Source organism: Polaribacter sp. Q13 (assembly GCF_016858305.2).
GTDB lineage: Bacteria > Bacteroidota > Bacteroidia > Flavobacteriales > Flavobacteriaceae > Polaribacter.
Map to the genome: position 1 here is coordinate 255,029 of NZ_CP074436.1, position 12,181 is coordinate 267,209.

General features: G+C 31.3%; 13 protein-coding genes. 9 read left to right on the forward strand and 4 right to left on the reverse strand.

Features of this window, described 5'->3' with window-relative positions; genetic code table 11:
• The first annotated feature begins 82 nt into the window (after positions 1-82).
• The 9 genes from JOP69_RS01160 (at position 83) to JOP69_RS01200 (ending at position 9,200) form a co-directional block, all read left to right on the forward strand.
• Positions 83-685 (forward strand): thiamine phosphate synthase, encoded by a 603-nt coding sequence (locus JOP69_RS01160; RefSeq protein WP_203393735.1) that lies wholly within the window; start codon positions 83-85, stop codon positions 683-685.
• Positions 686-1,172: 487 nt separating this feature from the next.
• Entirely contained in the window at positions 1,173-1,937 is a 765-nt protein-coding gene (locus tag JOP69_RS01165; RefSeq protein WP_203393736.1) for a hydroxymethylpyrimidine/phosphomethylpyrimidine kinase, read from the forward strand.
• Positions 1,934-2,539 carry a thiamine phosphate synthase gene (thiE, locus tag JOP69_RS01170; protein ID WP_203393737.1) on the forward strand — a complete coding sequence of 202 codons (606 nt, stop codon included), beginning with the start codon at positions 1,934-1,936 and terminating at the stop codon, positions 2,537-2,539. The genes JOP69_RS01165 and thiE overlap by 4 nt, the downstream gene beginning before the upstream one ends.
• A gap of 105 nt (positions 2,540-2,644) precedes the next feature.
• A complete protein-coding gene (locus tag JOP69_RS01175) occupies positions 2,645-3,415 on the forward strand; it encodes a thiazole synthase (RefSeq protein ID WP_203393738.1) in 771 nt (256 codons plus the stop codon).
• A 3-nt stretch (positions 3,416-3,418) separates the two neighbouring features.
• Positions 3,419-4,528, forward strand: coding sequence for a 2-iminoacetate synthase ThiH (gene thiH / locus JOP69_RS01180; RefSeq protein WP_203393739.1), 1,110 nt, complete (start codon positions 3,419-3,421; stop codon positions 4,526-4,528).
• Positions 4,529-4,596: 68 nt separating this feature from the next.
• Positions 4,597-5,649, forward strand: a complete 1,053-nt coding sequence (gene moeB, locus JOP69_RS01185; RefSeq protein ID WP_203393856.1) for a molybdopterin-synthase adenylyltransferase MoeB — start codon at positions 4,597-4,599, stop codon at positions 5,647-5,649.
• A gap of 124 nt (positions 5,650-5,773) precedes the next feature.
• Positions 5,774-7,546 (forward strand): translational GTPase TypA, encoded by a 1,773-nt coding sequence (typA, locus tag JOP69_RS01190; RefSeq protein ID WP_203393740.1) that lies wholly within the window; start codon positions 5,774-5,776, stop codon positions 7,544-7,546.
• Positions 7,547-7,638: 92 nt separating this feature from the next.
• Entirely contained in the window at positions 7,639-8,016 is a 378-nt protein-coding gene (locus JOP69_RS01195; RefSeq protein WP_203393741.1) for a hypothetical protein, read from the forward strand.
• 383 nt (positions 8,017-8,399) lie between these two features.
• A complete protein-coding gene (locus tag JOP69_RS01200; RefSeq protein ID WP_203393742.1) occupies positions 8,400-9,200 on the forward strand; it encodes an SHOCT domain-containing protein in 801 nt (266 codons plus the stop codon).
• Positions 9,201-9,358: 158 nt separating this feature from the next.
• Here the strand turns inward: JOP69_RS01200 and JOP69_RS01205 are convergent, their stop codons facing one another.
• The 4 genes from JOP69_RS01205 to cobT form a co-directional block, all read right to left on the reverse strand.
• Positions 9,359-9,538: a hypothetical protein gene (locus JOP69_RS01205; RefSeq protein WP_203393743.1), complete on the reverse strand. Its 180-nt coding sequence runs from the start codon at positions 9,536-9,538 to the stop codon at positions 9,359-9,361.
• 289 nt (positions 9,539-9,827) lie between these two features.
• Positions 9,828-10,349: an alpha-ribazole phosphatase gene (gene cobC, locus JOP69_RS01210; RefSeq protein ID WP_203393744.1), complete on the reverse strand. Its 522-nt coding sequence runs from the start codon at positions 10,347-10,349 to the stop codon at positions 9,828-9,830.
• Positions 10,334-11,137, reverse strand: coding sequence for an adenosylcobinamide-GDP ribazoletransferase (locus JOP69_RS01215; protein ID WP_203393745.1), 804 nt, complete (start codon positions 11,135-11,137; stop codon positions 10,334-10,336). The genes cobC and JOP69_RS01215 overlap by 16 nt, the downstream gene beginning before the upstream one ends.
• Complete coding sequence (gene cobT / locus JOP69_RS01220; protein WP_203393746.1) at positions 11,137-12,180, reverse strand: nicotinate-nucleotide--dimethylbenzimidazole phosphoribosyltransferase; 1,044 nt, start codon at positions 12,178-12,180, stop codon at positions 11,137-11,139. The genes JOP69_RS01215 and cobT overlap by 1 nt, the downstream gene beginning before the upstream one ends.
• Position 12,181: the final 1 nt, after the last annotated feature.

Below are 12,181 nucleotides of genomic sequence, written 5' to 3' on the forward strand. Positions count from 1 at the left end.
TACGAGAAGGTGAAAGTTATCGTCATTACGAGGAGGTACGACGAAGTAATCTTATCTTTTAATTTCAAAAACTAAAAACACTATGATAATTCTTATCTCACCAGAAAACGATATCCCAAACGAAATAGAGACACTAAACCAATTATTTAAAGAAGGTTTAATGGTGTATCATTTTAGAAAACCTGCTAAAAATTACGAAGAACACGTCGCGTATTTAAATCAGGTAGATAAAGAATTTCACAATAGAATTGTAGTGCATTATCATCATGAGTTGATAAATGAGTTTAATTTAAAAGGAATCCATTTTCAGGAACAAAAAAGAATAGATCATATCGATGATCCGAGTGAGTATTTTAAAAATCTAAACATGTATGGAAAAACAATTAGTTCTTCTTTTCATGAACCCAAAGTTTTAAAAGATTGTTATTTCGAATTTGATTACCATTTATTGAGCCCTGTTTTTTCTTCTATTTCTAAAGAAGGCTATGAAGGCAAAGGTTTTGATGTGAATCATATTAATAAAACCATTATTGGAATGGGCGGAATTAATACAGATACCATAGCACAAACTATACAATTAGGTTTTAAAGGAATTGGAGTTTTAGGAGGCGTTTGGAATGCAGAAAACCCGGTTGAGAGTTTTATCAATATAAAACGTGCTTATCAAGTATGTACAGCAAATTAATACGATTATCATGTTAATTTGAGGTATCAGATAAAAAAATATCAAACGGAAATAATGACGTGCAGTTTTGTCATTTCGACCAAAGGGAGAAATCACATATTATTGCTCAATTTTACGTTCTCCTCTTTATGAGACTTCTCCCAAAAGGTCGAAGTGACAGGTTTGTGGAGCTTTTTTTGTAATTTGAAATAATAATAATAATAATAACTAGTTGATTTGTAATTTTTTTGTATGGAAAAGGTCAATGGTAGCACAGTCGAGAACTACGTAAGTTAAGAGTTATTTAGGTTTGAGGAGTGGGAAAGGTTATTAAGTATAAGATTGCCACGTCCTTTGTTTTCGAAATGACAATTACAATGGATAAAACTCTTGTCAGTTCGAGTGTTTTTATGAAGTGATAAGGAAATAAAAATGTATCGAGAACACGTTTGTAAAACACGAATTTGTTTTCAAAAAGAAGAAAGAATTTAAAAGAAATAAATAAAATTTGAATCAAAAAAACTACATATTAACCATTGCAGGTTTAGATCCTTCGAGTGGAGCGGGAATTACATCAGATATGAAGACATTTGAAGCGCATAATCTATACGGATTATCGGTGTGTACTGCAGTTACGGTTCAGAATGATATTGAGTTTACAGACTGTGTTTGGATAGAGAAAAAAGTGATATTAAGTCAAGTAAAACAACTTTTTAAACGCTTTTATATTCCTGTTGTAAAAATCGGAATCATTAAATCTTGGAAAATTTTGTTAGAAGTTATTCAAGCTTTAAAAAAGTTAAATCCGGAGATTAAAATAGTTTTAGATCCTATTTTAAAAGCAAGTGCGGGTTTTAAATTTCATAGCATACAAGATCTAGAAACTTTTGAAAAAGTATTAGAAAATTGCGATTTTATAACGCCAAATTATGATGAAATAAAAGCATTGTTTCCAGATAAAAGCATAGAACAAACCATAGAGTTTATCGCAGAAAGAACAAATATCTACTTAAAAGGCGGACATAGAACGGACAAAAAAGGTTGGGACGAAGTGTATTACAGTAAAATTGTAAAACTAAATATTCCTCCAATCACCACAAAACCCATTTATGAAAAACACGGAAGTGGTTGTGTTTTATCATCCGCTTTAGCAGCAAATTTAGTGAAAGAGATTCCTTTAGAAGACGCTTGTAGAAATACAAAATTGTACACAGAACAGTTTTTAAGTTCTAACGAGTCCTTATTAGGAACACATAATTATCAACAAAAATGATTAGTAAATTACAATATATATCACAAGGAGAAACGCCCGAAACTCATTTAGAAAACCTACAAAAAGCATGTGTTTCTGGGGCAGATTGGGTGCAATTACGTTTAAAAAATTGTGATGTTGAAACCATTTTAGAAACGGCTCAAAAGGCAAGAGAAATAACAAATAGTTTTAATGCAAAACTAATTATAAACGATCATTACAAAATTGCGAAAGCTGTAAAAGCAGACGGAGTGCATTTAGGTAAAAGTGATGAATGTCCGTTAGTGGTTCGTACCTATTTAGGTGCATCTTTTATAATTGGAGGAACTGCAAATACAGCTGAAGATTGTAACAGTTTACTTGACAAAAAAGTAGATTATATTGGTTTAGGTCCTTATCGATTTACAGAAACCAAAAAGAATTTAAGTCCGGTTTTAGGTGTTTTAGGCTACAGAAAAATAGTAAAAGAATTACAAACGGAAACACCAATAATTGCAATTGGCGGAATTACATTAAAAGATGTCTCCGAAATAATAAACACAGGAATTTACGGAGTTGCAGTTTCTGGAGAAATAACAAAAGAAGTTAGCAGTATTGCTGAATTTCAAGAAATTTTAAATTGAGAAAGAGAGATGTCAACTAGAACAAGGTTTATAGGTTAGGGATTTTATAAGATGAACTAGGTTTAAACTTTGCTCGACGTGATGTCAAATCAAAAAAAACATATAATGAGTCAAAAATTAAAAATAGCAGACAAAGAATTTACCTCTCGTTTATTTACAGGAACAGGGAAATTTAGTTCATCTCAGTTAATGAAAGAAGCAGTATTGGCTTCCGAAAGTGAGTTGATAACAGTGGCTTTAAAAAGGGTAGATGTTGCAAATGAAGAAGATGATATTTTATCTCATTTGAATCATAAACGTATTAATTTGTTGCCAAATACATCTGGAGTAAGAACTGCCAAAGAAGCTGTTTTTGCGGCCGAATTATCTAGGGAAGCTTTAGAAACGAATTGGGTAAAATTAGAAATTCACCCAGATCCAAGATATTTATTACCAGACCCAATAGAAACTTTAAAAGCGGCAGAAGAATTGGTGAAATTAGGTTTTGTGGTGATGCCATATATTCATGCAGACCCAGTTTTATGTAAGCGTTTAGAAGATGTTGGAGTACAATGTGTAATGCCTTTAGGTGCGCCAATTGGAAGTAACAAAGGTTTAAAAACGGTCGATTTTTTAGACATTATAATAGAACAATCTAACGTGCCTGTAATTGTAGATGCTGGTATTGGCGCACCGTCTCACGCAGCGTATGCGATGGAATTAGGCGCAGATGCTGTTTTGGTAAATACGGCAATTGCAGTTTCTCAAAACCCTGTTGCCATGGCAAAAGCATTTAAAATGGCAGTGGAAGCGGGTAGAATAGCATACGAAGCAAAATTGGCTCCAAGAAGTGAAATGGCCATTGCAAGCAGTCCGTTAACTAGTTTTTTAAATTAAAGTATGAGTCATTTTAAAGAACTTTTCGATACCTATAATTGGGATTTTAGCCTAAAAAGTATTTTCGATAAAACAGCTGTTGAGGTAGAACAAGCGTTGGCAAAAGATAAGCTGGATTTAGAAGATTTTAAAGCCTTAATTTCTCCTGCCGCAAAACCATTTTTAGAAGAAATGGCATATAAAAGTCAACTGTTGACTAAAAAACGTTTCGGAAATACGATGCAGATGTATGTGCCAATGTATTTGAGTAACGAATGTCAGAATATTTGTACGTATTGTGGTTTTAGTATGACGAATAAAATTCCGAGACGGACGCTAACAGATGCAGAAATTTTAAAGGAAGTCGCTTTTTTAAAAGCCAAAGGCTACGATCATATTTTGTTGGTAACTGGAGAAGCGAATAAAACGGTAGGAGTAGCATATATTAAGAATGCTATTCAATTAATCCGTTCTCAGTTTTCGAATATTACGATTGAAGTACAGCCTTTAGACCAAGATGAATATGAGTTGTTGGTGGAAAACGGCTTGTATGCGGTTTTGGTGTATCAAGAAACGTATCATAGAGACGAGTACAAGAAACATCATCCGAAGGGAAAAAAATCTAATTTCGATTATCGATTAGATACACCAGATAGATTAGGAAAAGCAGGAATTCATAAGATTGGTTTGGGCGCTTTATTCGGATTAGAAGATTGGCGTGCCGATAGCTTTTTTACCGCTTTGCATTTAAAATATTTACAGAAAACGTATTGGAAGACAAAGTATTCCATTTCTTTTCCCAGATTGCGTCCGCATTCTGGCGGATTAGAGCCAAAAGTAGAAATGACAGATTCGGACTTGGTACAACTTATTTGTGCGTTTCGTTTGTTTGACGAAGACATAGAGTTATCAATGTCTACCAGGGAAAGTGAAGTTTTTAGAAATCATATTGTCAATTTAGGAATTACTTCTATTAGTGCAGAATCTAAAACAAATCCTGGAGGGTATTCGGTAGCACCACAATCTTTAGAACAGTTTGAAATTTCTGATGAAAGAAGTACTGCTGAGGTGGTACAAATGCTAAAAAATCAAGATTTAGAAGTGGTTTGGAAAGATTGGGAACATTTTAGGTAATCAATGATCAATAATCATTTATCAGTGATCAATTATCAATTATGAAATTAATGCTTTAAATTAGATTTATCATGCTAACATCCGAAGAAAAAAAACAATACAATCGACATTTAATTCTAGATAAAATAGGAGAAGAAGGGCAGTTAAAACTAAAACAAGCCAAAGTTTTGGTTATTGGAGCTGGCGGATTAGGTTGCCCTGTTTTACAATATTTAACCGCTGCAGGAGTTGGAACGATTGGTATTATTGATGACGATGTGGTAGATCAAAGTAATTTACAACGTCAGATTTTATATACGATAGATGATATTGGTATTTCAAAATCTAAAACTGCTGCAAAACGATTGTCAAGGTTAAATCCGTTTGTGAAATTTGATGTTTATAATGAGAAATTAACCAGAGAAAATGCCATTTTATTATTCACTAATTATGATATTATTGTAGACGGAAGCGATAATTTTTCGACGCGTTATTTGGTAAATGATGCGGCCGTAATTACAAACAAACCATTAGTTTACGGATCTATATTTAAATTTGAAGGTCAGGTGAGTGTTTTTAACTATCAAGGAAGCGGAACGTATAGATGTTTGTATCCAACGCCACCAAAACTAGATGAATCTCCAAATTGTTCAGAAATTGGCGTTTTAGGCGTTTTACCCGGAATTATAGGAAGTTTACAAGCCAATGAAACGATTAAAATTATTTGCGGAATAGGAGCGGTGCTTGCCAATAAATTATTGATTTATGATTCTTTACAAATGAATCAAACAATTTTAAATTTTGAAAAAGACACTACTTTAGAAATTACTGTTTTAGAAGCTGATTATGATTTTTTCTGCGGAATTGTATCATCAGAAGAAATTACTATAGAAGAACTCGAAAAAAATAAAGAAAAATATAATTTATTAGATGTTCGCGAAACTTGGGAAAGAGAAGGCCATCATATTGGAGGGCAACACATTCCTTTAGACGAGTTGTTGGAACGTCTTGATGAGGTGAATCAGCATAAAGATTTAGTAGTGTACTGTAAGTCTGGAGTGCGAAGTAAGAAGGCAATTAATATTTTATTCAATAATAATTATAAGCCTAAAATATTAAATTTAAAGGGTGGTTGTTTCTAGTTAATTTTTAGTAAAAATTAATTATGAGATACTTTTTTAACTTTGAGATAGTTAAAGTTTTTTATAATGCGTCAATTCTTTAAACTAAAAACACTACTTTTGCACGAAATTTAAGAATACATAAATGCAACCAATTAGAAATATCGCTATTATAGCCCATGTCGATCACGGTAAGACAACGTTAGTAGATAAAATTATAGATCAAGCAAAAATCTTAGACGATCGTAAAGTTCGTACAGATTTATTGTTAGATAGTAACGATTTAGAAAGAGAAAGAGGAATTACTATTCTTTCTAAAAATGTATCGGTACACTACAAAGACACAAAAATTAACGTAATTGATACTCCTGGTCACGCGGATTTTGGTGGTGAAGTAGAGCGTGTATTAAAAATGGCTGATGGTGTTTTATTATTAGTTGATGCTTTTGAAGGGCCAATGCCACAAACTCGTTTTGTATTAGGTAAAGCCTTAGAATTAGGATTAACTCCTATTGTTGTTGTAAATAAAGTAGATAAAGAAAACTGTACTCCTGACATCGTTCATGAAAAAGTTTTCGATTTAATGTTTGCGTTAGAAGCAACAGAAGAGCAATTAGACTTTGCTACTGTTTATGGTTCTGCAAAGAACAACTGGATGAGTACTGATTGGAGAAATGAAACTGATAACATTATTCCTTTATTGGATGCTGTTTTAGAATCTATTCCAGAAACGAAGTACAATGCAGGTACACCACAAATGCAAATTACTTCTTTAGATTTTTCTGCTTTTACAGGTAGAATTGCTATTGGACGTGTTTTTAGAGGTGACTTAGAAGTAGGTAAAGATTACATGTTGTGTAAAGCAGATGGTTCTACTAAAAAAGTAAGAATTAAAGAATTACACGTATTCGAAGGAATGGGTAAACTACAGGTAGAAAAAGTACCTTGTGGAGATATTTGTGCTATTACAGGTATTGAGGGATTTGAAATTGGTGATACAATTGCAGATTTAGAAAACCCAGAAGCATTACCAAGAACAGAAATAGATCAACCTACTATGAGTATGTTGTTTACTATTAACAACTCTCCTTTCTTTGGTAAAGAAGGTAAATATGTAACATCTCGTCACTTAAGAGATCGTTTATTTAAAGAATTAGAAAAAAACCTTGCATTAAAAGTAGAAACTACTGATAGTGAAGATAAATTCAACGTTTTTGGACGTGGAGTTTTACACTTATCTGTATTAATCGAAACAATGCGTAGAGAAGGTTATGAATTACAAGTGGGACGTCCACAAGTAATTATAAAAATGGTAGATGGTAAGAAACATGAACCAATGGAAACATTGTCTATTGATGTACCAGAAGACATGGCTTCTAAAGCTATTAACTTAGTATCTCTTAGAAAAGGAGATATGTTAATAATGGAACCTAAAGGAGATTTGCAACACTTAGAATTTACAATTCCATCTCGTGGATTGATTGGTTTAAGAAATAAAATTTTAACAGCAACTGCAGGTACAGCAATTATTAATCACCGTTTTTCTGAATATGGTCCTTATAAAGGAGATTTTACTGAAGAAGTAAAAGGAGCTATCGTTTCTTCTGCTGCTGGTAAAGCAACTGCATATGCATTAAACCGTTTACAAGATAGAGGTCGTTTCTTTATTGATATCAATCAAGAGATTTATATTGGTCAAGTAATTGGAGAAAACAGTAAATCTGATGATATGGCTGTAAACTTAATTAAAGGAAAGCAATTAACAAACATGCGTAAATCTGGTACAGATGAAGCTATGAAAATTGCACCGAAAGTAGATTTTTCTTTAGAAGAAAATATGGAATACATTAAAGAAGATGAGTATTTAGAAGTTACTCCAGAAAGCTTACGTATGCGTAAGATTGTTTTTAAAGGATAATTTTTATACTGAACTTTTTTTCAGTGTTTTAAATTAATAATATTTTTAGAAAAGCTCAAGTTTAAAACTTGAGCTTTTTTTATCTTTGTTCTATGAGTGAATTTAAAGTTTTTTTTGAAACATTACAACGTAGCCTAACCAATAATGAGTTTGTAAAACTTACATTAAGCAAACCGATGCGAAAAAGTGAAGGCTTGTTAAATGTATATGTGCGTTTATTTAAGGTTGATGGTAATGAGGTTTTTGAATTGAAATATAGACATGCAGAAGAGAATGAGTTTAAACAATTTTCTTTGGATGAACTAACTGTAGAACTAGAAAAACTATTATTAGAAACTTTTAGAACAGGCTGTTTATTTACCTTAAGCGAAGATTTAATAGTACTTGTTTCTAAAAAGAAATTGGTGTCTTATAGAGACAATGCACCGAGTTTTAAAAATAAATTACCAGAAATCCCATTACAATCTTAATTTCTTTTTTAGATAGATTTTAGACTAATTAAAGTTGAATTTTAAATAAAAAGTGAATTTATTATTTTAAAAACTAAATTAAAATTCCATCTTCTTTTACAAGTACAAAGTAGCTAAAGTTTGCATCATTTTAATTATATGTTGTTTTATCAATTACAGTAGTTAAAATTAAAAAATAGTCAATTTTTAGAATATATTTTTATGAAATTATGAAATATTAGTTTTTAGAGTTAATCTATTTATTATGAAATAACTAGATTCATAATTCTATTAAATATTCTACATTAAACAGACTTAATCGTAGTACTATAGTCTACCTTTGTATAAAATTGTTAAACCAATATTTATTCTTGACAGAATAAAGAAATACATCACTTAAAATTATGAATGCAATATTCACAGATGCTAGTTTTCAGAACATAGTAAACGTAGCCAATAAATATGGAATAAGTACAAATGCGGCTAAAGATTTAACATATTGTCTTATGAATAGTAATGGTACTATGGCTCAATTTAATATCGCTGAATTAGGTGGTGGTGGACAATGGATGCAAGGTGGTATGACCATGGTTGGAGATATGTTTAACAATAATCTTAAATATTTGGTAGACGGACTTTGTGTAGATTTATCTAACTTAATTCATCAAGGAGCTATCCAATACAAACCTTTACCTAAGACAGAAAACGGACAAGGTGGTTTTTCTGGAAATTGGTGGGGAGATTTAGGTTTTCCTAATTCTACCGGTAGTCAAAATGATACAAGTTATGCTATTTTTAATAACATACACCGTTTGGCAATTCAGCAAAATGGTAAAGTAACCATTTTTGATACGTTAGATCATAATATTGGTGGAGTAGGACAGCAACAAGGAGGAAATTATTCGGTTTCTTTTACAAGTCAATATGGTAATGTAGATTTAAATGCTTTACCTATTATCTCTGGAGGAAATAAACCACAACAATCAGCGCCAATTCAAAATAATGAAGTACAAAATAATATAATTGAAACGCCAATTGCACCTATTATGGAAGCTCCAATGCAGCCAAATAATAACATGAACAATTCTGCTTTCGAAGAAGATATTTTTGGAAAAATTGAAAAGTTAGCTGGTTTAAAAGACAAAGGAATTCTTTCTGTTGAAGAGTTCGAAAATAAGAAAGCTGATTTATTAAATAGATTGTAATAGAGGCTTAGTTGTTTTTATAACTATAGGATCAAATCCAAAAGTTGTGGGGTTATCTAATTATGCATAAATAATAGTAATTCTAAAAAGGATGAATTCTATGTTTCTATCTCCTATAAATTTTGTTCTAAATGTTTTATATTGCTTTATTCATCTTTTTAAGGTAGAATTCCCACTCCTAGGTAGGCTTCCAAATCTAATTGATGTTTAAATTTTTCTAGTTTTAATAAGAGTAAACCTTCAATATCTTGACAAACTTTAAAATATGTTGAATTCTTAAAGGCTTCTTCTAAACTAGTAAATTCTTCTTTTATTGCAATACAAGATGTTATTCCCATAGGCCAGAAAATAATTAAAATTAGCTAAAGTTAAAATAAAATTGATGTAATCTATAAAATGGTGTGTTGTTTTTTTTTTTTTTTAATGTTGTTACTGAAATAAATACTAGAGTCTGTGGATTCTGATGGTAAAGATGACGTTTTAGGAGGTAAACCAAAGAAATAATACAAAACGTTAATATTATAAAAGGATGTCTATGTATTTACATAACTACATTCAATCAGTATATTTTTACGAAAAAAATAATATTTTGAATATATTGTAATTTTAGATTTAAAATATCTATCCCTAATAAATTATTTTTAAGACAGCACCATAATCAATAACTAGCGCATCAAAAGAATCTTTTAAATCTATGTTGTTAAAATATGCCCATAAAGTTCTCAATACACCCGAATGTGTAACAATAGCAATGCTATCATAGTTTTTAGGAAGGTCTTCTACAAATGATATTGCTCGGTGTTGTAAATCTTGGTAAGACTCACCGTTTAGGGTAGATGCATGTACCCAATCATCGTACCAAGGTTGTATTTCATTATTAGGTATTTCGTCCCATTTTTTAAGTTCCCAAGAACCAAAATTAAGTTCCATTAAACGGTTATCGAATGTAATATCATCAGTAATAACTTGAGCTAATTGTTTGCAACGTTGCAAAGGACTAGAATACACTTTATCAAAACGAGTAGGAATCTGACTCAAAACCTTTTCTGCTTCTAATAAGAAAGTGTCCTTTAAGGGGATATCACTAACCCCATAACAAACCCCTTTTTCTATAAGAGGCGTGGTGTGCCTAATTAAATATATTTCCATAGTATTAGTATACTTAAATAAAATATAATTTCACAAATTTGTTGAATGGATCCTAAGCAATCACCTGTATAACCATTAATCCATTTATTAAAAAACCTAGTTAGCAGTACTCTTACCAAATAAATGGGAATAAGTAATAAAAAGACATAAGGTGATTGAAATAAAAATAACGGAAATAAAGCAAAAACACTTGATAAAATAAATGCCGGACTTGTCCATTTTAAGATATCAGTTGTTATCGATTTTAATTTTGAAGAGTCATCATTTATACGAGCATAGGAATGCGTAATCATTACACTAATGGCTAGAACTCTACTAAGACTATGACCCGAAAGCAAAATAAATAGCATAAAATATGGAGTATTAATTCCGTTTGCTATCGATAAATCTACCAAAGCTACTAATAATTGATATTTCAACAAAAGTGCCATTACTAAAGCGATTGCTCCATAAGCTCCAATAGTACTATCCTTCATAATTAGAAGAATTTTTTCTTTGTTCCATCCTCCTCCAAAACGATCAACAGTATCTGCCAAACCATCTTCATGAAATCCACCTGTTAGTAACAAACCAGTAATCATAGAGATAATTAGAGCAATAGAAACAGGTAAAACAAGTAGTGATAAATTTAATATTAGAGCAGAAAGTCCGCCAACCAATAAGCCTATTAGCGGTAAATATTTGATTGACGCTTTAGAATATTCTTTTTTAAATAGAATGCTTTTAGGAATAGGAATTCTTGTGTAAAACATTAATGCGGTAAAGAATATGTGAATTTCTTTTTTCATTAATTTACTTTGTCATTTACGTTTGCATGATCAAAACTAGATAAATTATTTACAATATTTACAGCAGATTGTACTAAAGGATACGCAATCGCAGCACCTGTACCTTCCCCTAATCTTAAACCTAAATTTAATAAAGGTTTTGCTCTAAAATATTCTAATAATTTTTGATGACCTGATTCTCCCGAAGTATGTGAAAAAATACAATAATCAACCACTTCCGGATTTATTTTTGAAGCCGCTAATAAAGCCGCTGTTATGATAAATCCATCAATTAATACAATCATTTTTAATTCAGCAGCTTGCAATATAGCACCTGTTATCATTGCTATTTCAAAACCACCAAATGTTTGTAAAACTTCTTCTGGTGATGATACCGAACTGTGTTTATTTATAACAGCTCTAAGTACTCTCTTTTTATTTTGAACTCCAACATTCTGTAATCCAGCACCTTTACCAACACAATCTTCAATGGGTATGTTTAAAAAGGTACTCATTAACAAAGATGAAGAACTTGTGTTACCAATACCCATTTCTCCAAAACCAATAATATTAGAACCTTCAGCATGAATATTTGCAACTATTTCAGCTCCTTTCTCAATACACGTATCACATTGCTCTTTTGTCATTGCGGGTCCATGCAAGTAATTTTTTGTGCCTAAAGCTATTTTTTCATGAATAAGTCCTTCACAATTTTCGAAATCATATTTTACACCTGAATCAACAATTTTTAAATCAATATTATGTTGGTCTGTAAACACATTAATTCCTGCTCCACCTTTTATAAAATTATAAACCATTTGCCAAGTAACTTCTTGCGGATTAGGGTTTACAACATTATCTTCTGCAATACCATGATCGGCTGCAAATAACACAATTGTTGGTTTACTTAATCTAGGAGATAACGTTTGTTGGATAGTACCTATTTTTATAGCGATACCCTCTAAATCTGCTAGAGAACCAACGGGTTTTGTTTTTTTATTTATTTTATTGGTTAAAGGAGCTACAATAGCCTGGTCAGGTGATTGAATCTTAAATGTTTTCATT